Raw genomic sequence first — 16,836 nt, forward strand, 5'->3', positions numbered from 1 at the left:
ACTACTTCTTGATGGTGATTCCATTCGCGTTGCAACTCCCGATAATTCGGAGGTGTTGCAACGATCGCTTGAACCCGCCACCGACGGCTGCTGGTGCGGGTGCAGACCTGGACCGGGCCACGACGCCGGGACCAGTGGCAATGTGGCCAGCAAGATCGCCGTACCGGCTTCTGTCACCCCGGTGCACCTAAGTCGTGAAGGTGATGTGGCTGTGTCCTCAGTTGCTGTTTCCTCATTGGTGGCTGAGGCAAAGGACTTGGGGGCGCGTCGCCGCTGACACGGGCTCTCCGCGGAGCCCGCCCGGCTTTCAACTGCCTCCGGGGGAAATGCGTTTAGACTGCTCGCATGCCTATCATCCCGGATATCAAGGATTGGACCTGGGTCCTGCAGCGGCCCTGCCCGGAGTGCGGTTTCGATGCGTCGGCGGCGACGCCCGCGACGGCGGCCGGGATCGTGGAAAGTATGCTCCCGCGCTGGCGGGTGGCGCTGCGGCGTCCGGACGCCACGGAACGCCCGGAGGGGAACACCTGGTCGGTGCTCGAGTATGCCTGCCACGTCCGGGACGTCTTCACCTTGTTTGATCACCGGTTGGGCCTCATGCTCAGTGAGGATGACGCCCGGTTCGCGGACTGGGACCAGGACCTCACCGCGGTCGAGAAGGACTACGCCAACGCCGACCCGGCCGAGGTCAGCGCGGAACTCACAGCTGAGGGCGGGCAGATCGCCGCCTCCTTCGCGCGGGTCACGGAGGAGCACTGGAGCCGCAAGGGCACCCGCAGCAACGGTTCCGAGTTCACCGTGCTGACCTTCGCGCAGTATTTCCTGCACGACGTCGTCCATCACCTCCACGATGTGGATGGCTAGCATACGGGCGGGCAACGTGCGGATGGCTGACGGGCGGCTCGCCCGCTAGAGTTCCTTGTCCCAGGCCATGCTGGTGCTGACGGCGGCGTAGCCCATCTTGGCGTAGAGGGCCAGGGCCCCGGTGGGGTTCTCCGAGTCGACGTCGAGCGAGGCCTGGTCCATCCCGGCCGCGGCGAAGCGCCGCATCGCATCGGCCAGCAGCGCCTGCGCCACCCCGCGGCCGCGGAACTCCCGCCGCACCCCCAGCAGGTCCGTGTAGCCCTCTTTGTAGCCCCGTGACTCCGCACTGACGGCGTCGTGGCTGGCGAGCTGGTAACCGGCTACCCGCCCGCTGGCCCATTCCAGGACGACGGCGCTCAGGTCCGGCCGGGCCAGCGGATCATTCACCACGAAGCCCCAGGACTCCTCGTCCCGGGGCTCGCTGCCCCAGTGGTCCCGGAAGGCCTCGTTGTGCGCCAGTCGCACCGGCTCGTGCAGCCCGGGCCCAAAGCCCACGAGCTCCAGCCCGTCGTCGAGCCCCACCGCGGGAAGGCCATCCTGGAGCGGCCGGTGCATCTCGTTGTAGTAGCGGACAATCCGGAAGCCGGCACCCTCGAACAGGGCGGCCTGATGCGTGTGCTGCTGTTCCATATGGAGCCGCAGTCTCGGCGCAACGCCCTCCGTCGCGTCCTCGGCAAAACGCTGCCGGGTCCTCGCTTCCATCCAGCCCAGCACCCCGGTGCCGATCCCGGTCCCCTGCCACGCGGGGTCGACGCAGCCGAATCCGACCGCCTTCTCACCGTCCGGGTTCTTGGTGATCCGGCCATAGGCCCGGGCCACGCCCTGGGAGTCGAAGCCGAGGATGGTGTTCGCGGCGGCCGGGTTCTTCTGCGATTGGAAGACCTGTTCCAGGTCCGCGCGTCGTTCAAACCACACTGGCCGTTCGACGGCGGCGGTCCGGGCGATCAGCGCCGCCCAGCCGTCCAGGTCCGCGGTCCCGGCGGCCCGCCACGACAGGCGGGGATCCAGGCTGGCCAGGGCGTCGGGGTGTCCGTTCATGGCAACAGGCTAACGTCCGGGTTACCCCCGCGCCAGCAGCGGCGTTGCCTCCTGCGGACGCGACGTGTGCGTGGCCGCCGCGCGGTCAAGGTCCAGGCGGCTGTCACCCGCGGCGATGTCCTCCGGGTTGTGCGTGACGAGCACGACGGTGCGGTCCCGCAGCCCCTGCCGCAGTTCCGCCAGCATCGCACGGCCGGACTCCGCATCCAGGTGGGCCGTGGGTTCATCCAGCAGGATCACGTCGGCCCCGGTCAGGAGCGTGCGGGCGACGGCGAGTCGCTGCCGCTCGCCGCCGCTGAGGAATGCCCCGCCGGGTCCAATCCGGGTGTCCAGACCGTGCTCCAGCCGTCCGATCAGCGGCCCAAGGCCCACCGCGGCCAGGGCGTCCTGCAGCCGCGGCTCCGCCAGTCCCCCGCGCTGGCCTTCCGGAAGCCCCAGCAACAGGTTGCCGCGGATGGTGGAGTCGAAGAGGTGCGCCTCCTGCGGGCACCAGGCTGCGCGCCCGCTCAGCAGGATTTGACCGCTTGCCGCCGGGAGGAAGCCCAGGACGACGGCGAGCAGGGTTGATTTGCCGGAGCCCGAGGTCCCGGTAACGGAGAGCCAGCGACCGGGTTCCGCGGCTGCTGTGAGTTCGGTGAAGACCCGCGGGCCGCCGGGCCAGGCTGCCGCTAGGTCCCGGAGTTCGATCCCGGGCTGACCGCCGGGCCTCCCCGCCACCGCGACAAGGCCTGCGGAGTCCCGGGCGGCGTCGTCCTTGTCGAGCACCCCGGCTTCGCCGATGCGCCGCAGCACTGCGCGCAGCGCCGGGTATTGCCGGACCGCCGTCGTGATGGCCGCGTACGGTTCCACGAGGGCGAGCTGCAGCAGCACAACGACGGCAACGGTTGAGGGTTCGACCGCTCCGCTGAGCGCTAGCGGAGCGGCCAGCACGGCGCTGGCCAGGGCGGCTGTCCCGCAGGCAAGCACTGTGAGCCCCTGGCCGAGCCCTTCGGCCCAGGCCGAGCGCTGGGAGGCGGCGGTCGCGGAGCGGTCGGCGCTTGTGATGGCGGCGAGCACCGGCGCGGAGACGTTGTTGGCGTGGAGTTCGGCGCGGGCGTCGAGGGCCGCAGCCACCTGGCGGAGGACACCGGAGCGCAGCCGCTGTTCGGTGCCCGCGGACATCCGGTCCGCTGCCAGCGCCAGGGCGGGGGCCGCCACGAGGCTCAGCAGGGCGGCGGCAATTACGGCGGGCAGCGCGGCCGGCAGCAGCAGGGCGATGCAGGTGGCTGCGGCGGCCGCGACGGCCACGGCGGTCACGGGCGGCAGGACCACCCGGGGCAGGAGCTCCCGGACGGTGTCGACATCGTCCACCACGGTGCCCAGGACGTTGCCGCCCTGCAGCAGCCGACGCAGCGAGAGGGCACGGCGGCTCAGCGATTCCCAGAGCCGGCCGCGGAGCCGGGTCAGGGCGGAGAAGACGGCGTCGTGCAGCAGGAGCCGTTCAAGGTAGCGCAGCCCGGCCCGGCCGATGCCGAAGAAGCGCACCCCCACGATCGCGGTGAGCAGGTACAGGATGGGCGGCTGCTCGCTGGCGCGGATGATCAGCCAGCCGGAGAGCCCGGCAAGGGCGACGGCGAAGAGGGCCGCCAGGGTGCCGACGACGCCGGCCGCGGCGAACTTGGCTCCGACCGGGGCGAGCAACCGGCTGAGCCGGGCCGCCGTTGACCCGCGGGCCGCCCTTCCGTCCGCCCCAGCCGTCAGCTCACCGGATGCCATCCAGCCGGCCGGCTGGAGTTCGGCGGGCCGGAGTTCGGCCGGCTTAAGTTCGGTTGGCCGGGGCCCGGCGGACTGTGGATCGGACCGGCCGGCCGCGGATGCGGCGCCAGAGCGGCCGGATGACAGTGATGCCGGCGCGGTTTCGCGCACGGACGCCTCGACTGTCCCGCCGGACGAAGCGGTGTGCGCAGCGGACACGGCCCCGGAGCCGGCTGCCACCGCCACCAGGTCGTCGGCGAGTTCCCGGGTCTGCCGGTCGTGGGCTACCAGCAGGACGGTGACCTTGCCGCGCAGCCCGGCGATGGCGCCGCTGACCGCAGCGGCGGATTCCCGGTCCAGGTGGGCGGTAGGTTCGTCGAGCAGCAGCACAGTCGCTCCGGCCTCGATCCTGGCCAGGCCGCGGGCCAGTGCGACGCGGCGCAGCTCCCCCGGGCTGAGTTCAGCGGGGTGCTTGGCGGCGAGGTGTCCGGCGGCGCAGGCGGCCAGGCAGCGCAGGGCGGGGTCGGCGGCGTCGCGCGCTACCCGGTCGTGCGCCGCGCCGGCCGCTGCCCGGTCGTCGGCGGACGGCCCCGCGGCCGCTCCCAGATACAGCCGGACCTCCTCCAGCACGGTCGCGGCGACCATGACGGGATGCTGCGGCACCCAGGCGACGTCCGCCGTCGTGAATCCTTCGAGCCGTCCGGTGACCGTGGTGTGCCGGTCCGTACCGCCGCCGGTCCCGATGGTGCCGGCCAGCACGCCAAGGACGGTGCTCTTGCCGGCTCCGCTGGGGCCGTCGAGGGCGGTGATCCGGCCCGGGGCGGCGGTGAAACTGAGCGGCCCGACGGCGGCGCCGGTCCGGCCGCCGTAGCGGACGGTCAGACCGGCAACGGTCAGGGCCGGCGGCCGTGCGGCTCCGGATGCCGTCCCCGCGGCGTCCGCTCGGAAGGCCGCGGCCGGAGCAGCGGGCCGCAGCGGGGTGGGCTCGGGTGCCTCAAGGACGGCGGTGGTTTCGGCGAGCGCGGCGCGGCCTTCGTCGCTGGCGTGGTGGGCGGTGCCCAGTTCCCGGAGCGGGAGGTAGCAGTCCGGGGCGAGAATCAGGGCCAGCAGCCCGGCTTCCAGTGCCATGTCGCCGTGGACCAGCCGGACGCCGATGAAAACCGCAACGACGGCCACGGAAATGGTGGCGATGAGTTCCAGCGCGAGGGCGGAGAGGAACGCGGTCCGCAGGGTTCCCATGGTCCGGCGGCGGTAGTCCTCGGAGAGGTCCTCGAGGGCCTTGCGCTGGGCGGTGGCGCGGCCCAGCCCCACGAGGACGGGCAGGCCCCTGGCGAGCTCTAGCATGTGGCCGGACAGCCGGGCCAGGGCCGACTGGGCTTCCCGGACGCGGTCATCGGTGTAGCGGCCGATCAGGATCATAAAGAGCGGGACCAGCGGCACGGTCAGCACGATCACCACGGCGCTGATCCAGTCGGCGTAGAGGATACGCGCGCCCAGCAGCAGCGGGATCGCCGCGCAGTTCACCAGGGCGGGCAGGAACTGGGTGTAGTAGCTGTCCAGGGCGTCCAGTCCGCGGGTCGCGAGAATGGCGAGTCCGCCGTCGGAGGGGCCTGACGGCCGGGTGCCGTTACGCAGGGCATGCGCGAGCAACTGCGAGCGCAGTTCCTCCTTCACGCCCAGCGCCGCCCGGCGCGAAGCGACAGCCTGGGCCCAGACAGTCAGGGACCGAAGCACCACCCCCGCGACGCCCCAGTACAACTGCCCGCCCCAGGCAGGGTCTCCGGCCATCAGCCCCGCCAGCATGGACGCGACCGCCTGCCCGATCAGCACGAGGGACAGGGCCTTCAGGGCCGCGAGCAGGCCCAGCAGGTAGAGGGCGGCACGGTTGGCGGCCCCCGCGGGGAACTGCGGTCTCATCAGCTGCTAGTCCTTGGGCGCCAGGGCTTTGGCGGCGATGGCGGGGAGGAAGCTGTGGGCGTCGGGGATGTGCGCGTCGCTCACCCGGCGCCGGAACACCCAGTACGTCCATGCCTGGTAGGCAAGGACCAGCGGCAGCCCGATGCAGGCGACGATGGTCATCAGCCCCAGGGTGTAGTCCGAGGATGAAGCATTGGAGATCGTGAGGTTGAAGGCCGGGTTCAGCGTGGACGGCAGCACCACGGGGAAGGCGGCGCCGAAGATCGAGGCGCTGCCGAGCAGGAGGAACGCGCCCAGGGACAGGAACGCACGGCCTTCGGCACCCTTGCGGGCGAAGTTCCAGGCCACGACGGCGGCCACCACGGCGGCGACGACGGCAAGCACGGTCCAGACCTCGCCGCTGAGCAGCTGCAGGCTCACCGCCCAGCCCGCGATCGGCAGCAGCAGGACGGGCAGGAGCCGGACAAACCACCGGCGCGCGCGGTGCCGGACGTCGCCGTCGGTCTTCAGGGCCAGGAAGGCGAGTCCGTGCAGCAGCGAGAACCCGACGACGGCGAGGCCGCCCAGCACGGCGTAGGCGCTGAACCACGCGAACGGGCCGCCTTCGCGGTCTCCGTTGGCGTTCAGCGGGAGGCCGGTGGTGGTCAGTGCCAGGGCCGCGCCGACGCCAAAGGCCGCCACAAGGGAGCCCAGGGAGATGGCCCAGTCCCAGCGGGCACGCCAGCGCGGGTTGTCCACCTTGCCACGGTATTCGAAGGCCACGGCACGGAAGATGAGGGCGACGAGGACCAGCAGCAGCGGCAGGTACAGGGCGGAGAACAGTGAGGCGTACCAGAGCGGGAAGGCCGCGAAGGTGGCGCCCCCGGCTGTCAGCAGCCAGACCTCGTTGCCGTCCCAGACCGGGCCGACCGTGTTGAGCAGGACGCGGCGTTCGGTGTTGTTCCGGGCGAAGCCCTTCATCAGCATTCCGACGCCGAGGTCAAAGCCCTCGAGAAAGAGATAGCCCGTCCACAGCACCGCGATGGCGATGAACCAGATGGTGGGAAGCAGTTCCATGCTGAGTATCCTCTGCGTTTCTTGGGGAGCGAAGGCTTAGTAGGCGAAGGCCAGGACGTCGTCGGCTTCCCCGGGCCTGCCGGGACCACCGTCCCTGGGGGCGGCGTCCTCGTTCTCGTCGGCGGGGACGTGCGCGAGTTCCGGCATGGCCGCAACCACCCCGCCGCGGATGTACTTGACCAGCAGTTTGACCTCGACCACCAGGAGCACGGCGTACACCGCGGTGAGGACCACGAGGGAGGTCAGCAGCTCGCCGGCCGAGACGCCGGGTGAGACGGCGGCGGCCGTGAACATAAAGACCTGGTCGATCCCGCTCGGGTCCGGGTTCGGGGCCACGACGAACGGCTGCCGGCCCATCTCGGTGAAGATCCAGCCGGCGGCGTTGGCTCCGAACGGCGCCAGGATCCCGAACACGGCCAGCCGCATGAGGCCGCGTGAGGCCGGGACGGTTCCCTTGCGGGTGAGCCACAGGGCAGCCAGCGCGGCCAGTGCCGCTACACCGCCGAAGCCGATCATCATCCGGAAGCCCCAGTAGGTGACCTCCATGACCGGCACGTACTGGATCTCCTGCCCGGCCCGGTCCCCGTAAATCGGGTTGTCCGGCAGGTTGGTGCCGTAGTCGGCCTTGTACTGGTCCAGCAGGCTGTTGACGCCCTTGACCTCCGTGGTGAAGTCACCCTTGGCGAGGAAGGACAGGATCCCGGGCACCTCGATGACGGCGACGACGTCGTCGCAGTTCTTGGACCCCACGTTGCCGACGCTGAGGATGGAGAAGCCGGTGCCGTCGTGGCAGGCCGCTTCGGCGGCAGCCATCTTCATCGGCTGCTGTTCGAACATGAGTTTGCCCTGCAGGTCGCCGGTGACGGCGGTGCCGGCGAAGGAAATCATGGCGACGACGGCGCCGATGCGCAGGGAGCGGATCCAGACGGCGTGGTCGGTGCGGTCGCGGCCGGGGATGGCGGCCTCGCCGGGAATGACCTTGCCGTCGGCGCCGATGGTGTCGATCCCGTCGTGGCGGCGGCGCCACAGGTGGTACCAGGCGATGCCGAGCAGGAAGGCGCCGGCGACGGCGAGGGCACCGAAGAGGGTGTGCGGGACGGCAACGAGGGCGGTGTTGTTGGTGAAGACCGCCCAGGCGTCGGTCATCACGGGCCGGCCGTTGATCATCTCAACGCCGACCGGGTGCTGCATCCAGCTGTTCGCCACGATGATGAAGTAGGCGGAGAAGGCCGAACCGATCACGGCGATCCAGAGGCAGGCCAGGTGGACGGCGGGTTTGAGCTGCTTCCAGCCGAAGATCCACAGCCCCAGGAACGTTGACTCGACAAAGAACGCCAGCAGCGCTTCCATCGCCAGCGGCGCCCCGAAGACGTCGCCCACGAAGCGGCTGTACTCGCTCCACGCCATGCCGAACTGGAACTCCTGCACGATGCCCGTGGCGACGCCCATGATGAAGTTGATCAGGAAGAGCTTGCCCCAGAACTTGGTCATCCGCAGGTATTCGGGTTTGCCGGTGCGGTGCCACATCGTCTGGATGACGGCGACGACCAGGCCCAGGCCGATCGTGAGCGGCACCATCATGAAGTGGTAGACGGTGGTGATGCCGAATTGCCAGCGTGCGATTTCCAAGGCGTCCAAGGCAGTCCCTAACTTGCTAGGCGAACAACTTCTACACAACGTAGAAAGATTCTTCTACAGAGTGTAGAACAGTTTGGCGGTTCCCTGCACCTCAGCGTCCCACGGCGCGGATCGGCCCGCAATGGATTGGCCGGGGACGCAGGAGTGGTGCCGTCGTCCGAGGCCCAGGATCCCGGGCCGTTCTACCACGGCACCAAGGCCGACCTTAAGCCTGGGGACTTGCTGGCACCTGGCCATAGTTCGAATTTCGGGGAGCGAAAGAGGGCGAACTACATCTACCTGACCGCAACCCTGGACGCGGCCACCTGGGGAAGCGGAACTCGGGGTGGGCGAGGGGCGGGAAGAATCTACCGCGAGGTACCCACTGGCCCCTTTGAGAATGTCCGCAATCTGACGGACAAGAAGTTCCCGGGCAACACGACGAGGCTTACCGCACCCGGGCCCCCTGCGGGTGGTCGACGAGATCGTGGACTGGCAGCCACACTCCCCCGAGGGTGCTTCAGAACATGCGGAACCACCTTGAGGAACTCAAGCGTCTTGGCATCGAAGCAATCAACTGAGCTCCGACGAAGACGGCAGCTTCGGCGCATCAGCACCCGCGTCTCGATCGGCATAGACCAGCACCTGGAGAAGATCGGCAAAAGGATCGGTAGCCCCGCCGGCATCAACAGGCACGTGGAGCGGGGCTGCCCATCATTGAGGAATCCTTGCCCCTCAGCTCCCGGCCCTTGGGCTACGCCTGACCCCGCCATTGCCCCACACGACAAGACATCTTCTGAACTCGCAGATGCCTGGCCACCGCCGCAAAGGGGAGCCAGGAGGCAGCCGCGATCCTCACCGCGGATAACCAGCGCAGATAATCAGCTCCCACTTGGGTGCCTCGAACTGCCCTGGGCCGCGGGTCGATCCTACGGTCGATCCCAATTGATTGGCGCTCCCCCTCAGCAAATGATATTTTTCGGAAGACCGATTAATCTATTCGATGGAGATTCAAGATGAAACGCATACTAGTCACTTATCTGGCCGCCTTGGCGGCAGCTGCATCGGTATTCATCGGTGGAGCCTTGCCCGCGCAGGCGGCCACGCAGCGGGTGTCGTATTACTACTCCCTGTCCCAGTGTTCCCAGGCTGCTGACTATTACAGTCAGCGGGGCACGATCGAGCAGTTCTGCACCGCGGATGTCTACGTCAACGGGCAGCCCTACCGGTGGCGGTTGATGTACAAGCTGTAGGACCGGGCGGCACTACACAGTGGAGATCCGAGAGGGCTGGCCGCTAGGTGCCAGCCCTCTCAGCTTTCAGTTCAGCAATATTCAAGAACTAGCTACACAAGTTCCGAGTTCATGATCCGTTGCGGGAAGTGGCAGCACGGCAAACGCCCCTGATAAGTGATCGCTCGTGAAGCCTCTCCAATGTCGCGGCGAAACGGGAAGAGAACGGCGCCGGGAGCTCTCTGCCGTCGGGGGTCAGGACCTTTCAAGACCCCCGGGCGGTTCGGTCCCCGGGCCCGGGCCCCGGACCGGGACTGGGACTGGCCCCGTCAAGGAGCTGCTGCTCGCCGCGCACCACTTGGTTGACGTAGCCCGTGAGGCGGTTCGCCTCGTTGCGGTAGTCACTGGGGTCGGCCAAGGGCATCGTCGCCTGGACAAACAGGGTCCCGTTTTTTGCTGCCACGCGGAGGAAATGGGCTGGGCGCTGGCCCTCAACGATGATGGTGGCAATCACGGAACGCCAGCACGGCATCGCGGTCCGCGCTGACGGCGATAAACACGGGCTCGGCACGGGTTCCGCTGAAAGTTCCTGCAGCCGGCAATTCTGCGGACATTAACATGGCCCACGCCAGCACTCCCGAGCACTTGGCCGGGCTCACCTGTGCCGAACCCGCCCCGAAATGCAAGGACTGGTTTTCGTCCCACAACCGTCCTCCAGTCAGGACCTCGCCTGTCACTCCGCCTGGCCCGGCTGACTTCGCTACCAGCGGGCGGCAGGGGGGATTCAGGAATTGCGCCGCCAGGTGGAGACGGAACGCAGGCGGTCAGGAGGCTGATTAGGAGGCTCATTAGGAGCGCCGTGCCCCAAAGGCATCGAAGGCCGTTTCCGATTTCCATCATGGTTCCCCCAACCTCGAACGGATGTGCAGTTATCCTATGCTGACACCGGCGACTGCAAAGTCGCGGGGGGCTCGGCGGAGCCGGGCGGCCCGGTCCAGCGCCGCCGTCGGTCTCATGAACGCAGGCCGCGCCGTGATCGGCGTCGGGTCACGGCTTCTGCGAGGCCGCCGCCGATGGTTCAAGATCGGCGAGGGTGAGAGGATGCGCAAGGGCGTCCGGGAAGGGGAAGGTGGCGGTCACCGCCAGGACCGGGCTGACGTGAACCAGTTCGCCGGGTGCCATGGGACGCCAGCCCGGGTTTTGGTCCATCGGTTCGGTAGCGAAGAGGACATGCGGGGAAAGCGAAAGATCCGTGCTGCGGGAGCGGATCCGGTTGCTCCGGGCGTTCAGTGGGGCCGCGGGAGCAGGTTCGGCGGCAGGGTCCCGTTCCAGCACGTGCAGCTCGTGGGTTGCCGGGTACCTGACGGCCCAAAGATCCGTTGCCGTGGTCACGATGAGGTTCAAGCTGAAGACGGGCAACTCCTCAGCGATCCAGCTGATCGCCCTGGTGATCCCTGCTCCGACGTCGCCGCCGGTCCGTCGAGTCTCAGCGGTGATGAGGGCGAAGAGGCGTTCACTGTCGGTCTGACCCTGAACAAGGTCTGTCACGCCAAGCCCGGCCAGATGCTGATCGAGCCGTTCGAGACCACTGAAGGCGCCGTTGTGGGCGAACAGCCGCCCGTCCTGTTCGAACGGGTGCGTGTTCACCATGGTGTGCGCGCCGGCGCTGGCATACCGCACGTGGGCCAGGAACGTTGTGCTCTGCAGATCCCGCGCCTCGCGAGCGAAGGCATGGTCCTCCCATGCGGCGAGCGGCTGTTTGGCCACTCGGGCTCTGCCGTCCGCATCGAAAGTCCCTATGCCGGCCCCGTCGGGCTCCCGATGGCTTTGCTCGGCCAGGCTGTCCGGGGCGTCCAGGAGCCAGAACGTGGCGCGGACCGGTCGGGGACCGGCGTGCAGCCCGAATAATCGGCACATGGCAAGTTCTTCCTCTTGAGTGCTGGCTAGTGGTGGAATGCCTGTGTTTGACCGGCCGGCGGCATCGGCGTGGCCAGCCCGTTAAGGTAGGCAACGTCCTTTTTGAGGTCAGCCAGGAAGCTGGATGCGAGGTCGCGTGTGAAGCCGTTACGGGCAACGATCCTTTGCACCGTGACCTCGCTGAGCCCTGCAGGCATGGGGTCGGCCGGAACGAGCCAGCCGTTCATCCGGAGGCGCTCGGACAGGTGGTGAAGGTTCCAGTTTCCGGTGTGGCCGTCGGTGAGCTGCCATGCAAAGACCGGGATGTCAGACCCGTCGCTCCACAGGGTGAAGGGTTCCATGGCTCCGATTTCACCGGAGAGAAAGAGGTAATACTGCAGCAGCACTTGGGCGCCGGGCCGTGAAAAGTTCAGGGCGAAGGTCGGCATGTCCCCGTCGAGAGAGCTGGCGTGGAAGATCAGGTCATCGGGGAACGCCTCTTCGTCCCGCCACACGACCCAGCCGAGGCCGGGGTACACCAGTCCGTACTTGTGGCCCGAGGTGTTGATCGACGCGACCCTGGTGAGCCGGAAGTCCCAAACAACCTCCGGCTGCAGGAAGGGTGCGATCATGGCCCCGGAGGCGCCGTCCACGTGGATGGGAACATCCAGGCCGCGGCGTACCTGAATTTCGTCCAGAGCTGCCGAGATTAGCTCGACCGGTTCGTATGTGCCGGTGTAGGTCACGCCCATAATGGCGACGACACCAATGGTGTTCTCGTCCACGTACCGGTCCAGGTCATGGCCGTCAAGCATCGGGTGTTCCACCGATACGGGAACAAAGCGGGCTTCCACGTCCCAGTAGTTGCAGAATTTCTCCCAGCACACCTGGACAGGTGAGCTGAGGACAAGGTTGGGCTTGTCCGTTGGCAGGCCGGCCGCGCGCCGGCTGTGCTGCCAGCGGCGCTTCAACGCCAGGCCTCCGAGCATGCACGCCTCGGAGGACCCGGTCGTGGAGGTCCCGATGCTCTTTGCGGGATCGGGCGCGTTCCACAGGTCCGAGAGCATCCGCCAGCAGCGGGTCTCGATTGACGCTGTCTGCGGGTATTCGTCCTTGTCGATCATGTTCTTGTCGAAAGTCTCGGCATAAAGTTGCGATGCTTCCCGCTCCATCCACGTTCCGACGCATGTCGCCAGGTTCAGCCGGGAGTTCCCATCCAGCATCGCCTCATCGTGGACAACCTGCTGGGCGGTCGAGGGCAGGGACTCCCCGTCAGGAATCGTGAAGCGCGGAAAGATGGTGGACTCCCCCGGCCGGCTGAACAGGGGGTTCAGCTCAACAGCCGTGTCGGGTTCATGCTGCGATGTCCGGTGTGACGTGCTCATACCTGCTCCTTAGAATCGCGCGGCCTCAACGACAGCACAGCCTGGCCCGTAGTTCACGGTACAAGGAGTGCCGGCTGAGCCTCCACGTGGTGTTCCCGGCCCGGACTTGGGGTCTGCGGGATCGGATCACACGTTGGGTCGATACTCGTCAGTCGACAGCGGAGTGCCTGCAGCAAATGCCAGGCGTGCGAAACGTTCCCCCATCAGCTGGTGCGTTGCCGCATCCGGATGCAATGCATCTGGGAGCGGGAGTTCGATCGCGTCCTGCTCCCCATATAGTTCGCGGCCGTCCAGGTAGTACAGGTTCGTGTCGTCCAATGACCGCTGGCAAACGATCCGGTTCAACTCATCCCGGATCACGCCAAGGGTGAGCTTGCCCGCAGCCCGCTCGGAGGGGTCTCCGGTCGCCCGGAACCGGAGCTCACCGGCAGCGAGCGCCTCGGGGTCGAATGCGCCTGGCCCAGGGGTTTCCTCATGGATCGGGCAGTGGATGGGCGATACGACCAATAATGGTGTCGTTGGGTGTCCATCGCGGATGGTGTCAAGGAAACCGTGGACGGCCGGCCCGAACGCGCGCAACCGCATCAGGTCGAGGTTGACGAGGTTGATGCCGATTTTTAGGCTGACCAGTTCGGCGGGTGTGTCGCGTATGGCGCGTGCCGTGAACTGGTCGAGGAGCGCACTGCCGCCAAAGCCCAGATTCGTGAGATCGGCGCCCCCCAAACGCCCGGCGACCGCCGGCCAAATCGTCGTCGGACGGGTGGCATTGGATCCTTGACTAATTGAACTGCCGTGATGCAGCCATCTCGGCAGCCCGGCCGGTGGTGTGGGCTCCACCGATGCATTGGTGCGAAGTGCAAGGAGTTCCGTCTTCTCGTTGTGTGGCAACCACAGCTCGATGTCCTTGATTCCCTCCGGGAGGTCCACGAATCGACTCGTGCAGGCCGGACCAACCACCTGAGTGGCAACTCCTGTGGCCATGTCGATCGTCACAGCGTTCCCGCCACTGGTCACGGAACTGCCAAGGACTTGGCCATTCACGACTAGCTCGACCACTCCGTCAGGCCTCGGCGGCACACCGGAGTACGTTGATCGGAAGCGCAGCGTGTCAAGCTCCAGAGCGCTGGCGCCCGTGCGGAAAGCAAGCCGGACACCAGACGGTTGAGCCTCCGCCATCAACAACTGCGGGTCATTGGCCTGAAGGCGTGCCCTCGCCGGGAGTCGGTGGGGCAGGACCCCGTGGCCGGTCTGTTCCACTTCAAGGACGCCCTTGAAGAAGGCAGCCGGGATAGGGGTTGTGGTGGTCCAGTCAGTGTTTGTCATGCGCTCGTCATTCCCGGTCGTTCGCTGCGCCCGGTTGGCGCACTTGCCAGTTCTGCAACAGGATGTGGAGTCCGTGGATGATGTGCTCCCAGCTCACGTTGGATGAGGGCTCGCTATGGCTGAAACTTCCGCTCAGCTCCAGGTTCACGTAGCCCTGGAAGGTGCTGCCGAGCAAGCGGACAGCGTGGGTCTGGTCAGCCTCGCCCAGCTCGTATTCACGGAGGATTGCCCGCATCAGGCGGGTGTGCCGCGGCCCGTCGCTCCGGGCGGCCGTCTCGGAGTCGAGCCGCAGTTGCATGGCGGCGAACCGTCCCGGATGCTCGTGGGCGTAGTTCCGATACGAGTTTCCCAGGGCCGCGAGAGCCGCCTCGCGGGACCGGCCGGCCACAGCCTCCGACGCACGGTCCGCGAGTTCGGCGAGGGCGACCAGCGCAACACGGGCCTTGAGGTCCGCGGAGCTTTTGACGTGGAAATACAGACTCGCCGGCTTCACCTTGAATCGGCGCGCCAGTCCGGCAACTGTCACCTGCTCAAAGCCGATTTCGTCGGCAAGATCGGCCCCTCCTTGAGCGAGGCGTTCAGCTGTCAGGCCTGCTCGTGCCACGGCCGACTCCTTCTTTCCCGCGTTCTTTCCCCGTAAAACCTAATGGTCGTAGGCAAAAGGCTACTACCATTAGGCCAACTTCGTATGCCCGCCAAGGACGAAGACTGGTGCATCAGTTCACGACACGGGTGCTGTGCGCCAGGACCGCCCTGACTTTCGTAGACTCAATGGAGCTTCGACATGTCTCCTCCATAGAGACAAGCCCGCCACAGGAAGAGCCATCGATGAAGATTATCGTCCTAGTAAAGGAGGTCCCCGACACATACGGGGACCGAAAACTGAACCTTGAAACAGGCCTCGCCGATCGGGGAGCCAGCGAGGCAGTCATTGATGAGATCGGTGAGCGGGCCCTGGAACTGGCACTGACTTACGCCGATGCGAACGAGGGCACTGAAGTCGCACTCCTCTCCCTCGCTCCCGAGGGTGCGACGGCAACGATCCGCAAGGGGCTTGCGATGGGCGCGGGCAGCGCCATCCACGTCTCTGACGAAGCGCTCCGCGGTGCGGATCTCGGACTCACGGCTGAAACCCTCGCAGCAGCGGTCCGTCGCGTTGGGTTTGATCTTGTCATCACTGGCAACGTCTCCACCGATGGATCCGGCGGCATGATTCCCGCGATGCTTGCAGAATTGCTTGACGTGCCACATGCTACCGGCCTGAGCTCCGTAGCAATCAGCGACGGCGGCGTGTCCGGGTCCAGGCCCGTCGACGCCGGCGTGCAGACGGTATCAGCGAAGCTGCCCGCGGTGATTTCCATTACCGAGGCGCTTCCCGGGGCCCGCTTCCCGAACTTCAAAGGAATTATGGCCGCGAAGAAAAAGCCCCTCGAGCTGCTTACCCTCGCAGACCTCGGGATCACGGCGGACAACCCGGAGGCGGCGCGTTCGATCATGCTGACCGTTGCCGAAAGGCCTCCGCGTGCGGCGGGCGTAAAGATCATTGACGAGGGTGATGCCGGCGAGAAACTCGCCGACTTCCTCGTAGAGAACCGACTGGCGTAAGGAGCATGGACATGACTGAATTCCCTCCTGACGCAATCCTCGTCGTCGTTGAAACCCGGTCTTCCGGTGAACTGGAGAAGGCTGCACCCGGACTCTTCGGCGCTGCCGCTGGCGTCGGCACGCCAATTGCATTGGTACTTGCCGCACCCGGCGCCGGGAGCGCCGCCGCTACGGAGGCCGCGGGCCTTGGTGCCGTGCGCGTACTGATCGCGGAGAATCCGGATCCTTCCGAGCTCGGCGTGCCGGGCGTGGATGCGCTTGCCGCCGCTGCGGAGCAGGTGCAGCCGGACGCGATCCTGATTTCGCATTCCCTGAATGGGCGCGACCTCGCCGGCCGTTACGCTGCCCGTTCTCGTGCAGCGGTTTCTGCCGATGCGATCGGAGTGTCACGCGATGACTTGGGCGTCGTGGCACACCACTCCGTTTACGGCGGCGCCTACAACGTGACGTCAACGTCCACGTTTGGGGCACCGGTGATTACGGTTCGCCAAGGCTCCATCGAGGCGCGTGCTACGGCTCAGCCGCTGGCCTCGGAGGCGTGGGCTGTGACGCGCTCCGAGAAGCCGGCCGCGCGGATCGATGCGTTCGAGGAGGCAGTTGCCGCCACCTCGCGGCCGGAGCTGCGTGGTGCCGCGAAGGTTGTCGCGGGTGGCCGCGGCCTCGGGTCGGAGGAACAGTTTGCCCTCGTTGAACAGCTCGCCGATACGCTCGGCGCTGCCGTTGGCGCTTCGCGTGCCGCGGTGGATGCGGGCTACATCCCGCAGGCGCAACAGGTCGGCCAGACCGGGGTTTCGGTGTCATCCCAGTTGTATATCGCGCTGGGCATTTCCGGCGCGATTCAGCACCGGGCTGGCATGCAGACCTCGAAGATGATCGTCGCCATCAACAAGGATTCAGACGCGCCGATCTTCGAGATCGCCGACTTTGGTGTGGTCGGCGACCTCTTCAAGGTGGTACCCCAGCTGATCAGCGCGCTTGAGGCTCGGAAGAAGTAGATGACAACTCTGTCTCGGTCCATTCGGCGGGGCCTGCCGCGCGTCGAAGGTGGTGAGCCCTGGCCGGCAGCAGGCCAGGCGCCCGCACGCCATGTCACGGCAGGAGCGGCAGCCCCGTCGGCGTCTGTTTCCGGGGCGGGCTCGGTCACCGCCGCGCCGGCGGTGTCCGCGCCC

The 16,836-nt window shown here is 67.1% G+C and carries 12 protein-coding genes and 1 pseudogene; 5 read left to right on the forward strand and 8 right to left on the reverse strand.

The genetic code is table 11. The features are described from left to right. The first annotated feature begins 345 nt into the window (after positions 1-345). Positions 346-864, forward strand: a complete 519-nt coding sequence (locus BJQ90_RS08470) for a DinB family protein (protein ID WP_226759853.1) — start codon at positions 346-348, stop codon at positions 862-864. 45 nt (positions 865-909) lie between these two features. On the opposite strand, the gene BJQ90_RS08475 is transcribed toward BJQ90_RS08470, so the two are convergent. From BJQ90_RS08475 to BJQ90_RS08490, 4 genes are read right to left on the reverse strand one after another with little or no spacing between them, the layout of a single operon-like run. Continuing rightward, positions 910-1,902, reverse strand: coding sequence for a GNAT family N-acetyltransferase (locus BJQ90_RS08475; protein WP_226759854.1), 993 nt, complete (start codon positions 1,900-1,902; stop codon positions 910-912). Between the two features lie 21 nt (positions 1,903-1,923). Then, positions 1,924-5,553: a thiol reductant ABC exporter subunit CydD gene (gene cydD, locus BJQ90_RS08480; protein WP_226759855.1), complete on the reverse strand. Its 3,630-nt coding sequence runs from the start codon at positions 5,551-5,553 to the stop codon at positions 1,924-1,926. A gap of 6 nt (positions 5,554-5,559) precedes the next feature. Then, the gene (cydB, locus tag BJQ90_RS08485; protein ID WP_226759856.1) at positions 5,560-6,609 is read right to left on the reverse strand and encodes a cytochrome d ubiquinol oxidase subunit II; all 1,050 of its coding nucleotides are present in this window, start codon (positions 6,607-6,609) and stop codon (positions 5,560-5,562) included. A gap of 36 nt (positions 6,610-6,645) precedes the next feature. Continuing rightward, complete coding sequence (locus BJQ90_RS08490; RefSeq protein WP_226759857.1) at positions 6,646-8,247, reverse strand: cytochrome ubiquinol oxidase subunit I; 1,602 nt, start codon at positions 8,245-8,247, stop codon at positions 6,646-6,648. Between the two features lie 147 nt (positions 8,248-8,394). Between BJQ90_RS08490 and arr the strand changes: the two are divergent. Together arr and BJQ90_RS08500 are read left to right on the forward strand one after the other, a co-directional pair. After that, positions 8,395-8,770: pseudogene (gene arr / locus BJQ90_RS22870) on the forward strand (NAD(+)--rifampin ADP-ribosyltransferase). Between the two features lie 472 nt (positions 8,771-9,242). Beyond that, positions 9,243-9,479, forward strand: a complete 237-nt coding sequence (locus tag BJQ90_RS08500) for a hypothetical protein (protein WP_226759859.1) — start codon at positions 9,243-9,245, stop codon at positions 9,477-9,479. Between the two features lie 1,026 nt (positions 9,480-10,505). On the opposite strand, the gene BJQ90_RS08505 is transcribed toward BJQ90_RS08500, so the two are convergent. From BJQ90_RS08505 to BJQ90_RS08520, 4 genes are all read right to left on the reverse strand, one after another. Next, positions 10,506-11,375 (reverse strand): class II glutamine amidotransferase, encoded by an 870-nt coding sequence (locus tag BJQ90_RS08505; protein WP_226759860.1) that lies wholly within the window; start codon positions 11,373-11,375, stop codon positions 10,506-10,508. Positions 11,376-11,401: 26 nt separating this feature from the next. Beyond that, complete coding sequence (locus tag BJQ90_RS08510; RefSeq protein ID WP_226759861.1) at positions 11,402-12,739, reverse strand: glutamate decarboxylase; 1,338 nt, start codon at positions 12,737-12,739, stop codon at positions 11,402-11,404. 126 nt (positions 12,740-12,865) lie between these two features. Next, positions 12,866-14,062 carry an SGNH/GDSL hydrolase family protein gene (locus BJQ90_RS08515; protein WP_226759862.1) on the reverse strand — a complete coding sequence of 399 codons (1,197 nt, stop codon included), beginning with the start codon at positions 14,060-14,062 and terminating at the stop codon, positions 12,866-12,868. A 7-nt stretch (positions 14,063-14,069) separates the two neighbouring features. After that, positions 14,070-14,666 (reverse strand): TetR/AcrR family transcriptional regulator, encoded by a 597-nt coding sequence (locus BJQ90_RS08520; protein ID WP_226759863.1) that lies wholly within the window; start codon positions 14,664-14,666, stop codon positions 14,070-14,072. A gap of 224 nt (positions 14,667-14,890) precedes the next feature. Here BJQ90_RS08520 and BJQ90_RS08525 point away from each other — a divergent pair, with 224 nt between their 5' ends. Both BJQ90_RS08525 and BJQ90_RS08530 read left to right on the forward strand, forming a co-directional pair. Continuing rightward, positions 14,891-15,667 carry an electron transfer flavoprotein subunit beta/FixA family protein gene (locus BJQ90_RS08525; RefSeq protein ID WP_226759864.1) on the forward strand — a complete coding sequence of 259 codons (777 nt, stop codon included), beginning with the start codon at positions 14,891-14,893 and terminating at the stop codon, positions 15,665-15,667. A gap of 11 nt (positions 15,668-15,678) precedes the next feature. After that, positions 15,679-16,662 carry an electron transfer flavoprotein subunit alpha/FixB family protein gene (locus tag BJQ90_RS08530; RefSeq protein ID WP_226759865.1) on the forward strand — a complete coding sequence of 328 codons (984 nt, stop codon included), beginning with the start codon at positions 15,679-15,681 and terminating at the stop codon, positions 16,660-16,662. The last annotated feature ends 174 nt before the right edge of the window (positions 16,663-16,836 follow it).

Origin of the sequence: Arthrobacter sp. SO3, assembly GCF_020532825.1 — a bacterium.
Lineage (GTDB): Bacteria > Actinomycetota > Actinomycetes > Actinomycetales > Micrococcaceae > Arthrobacter.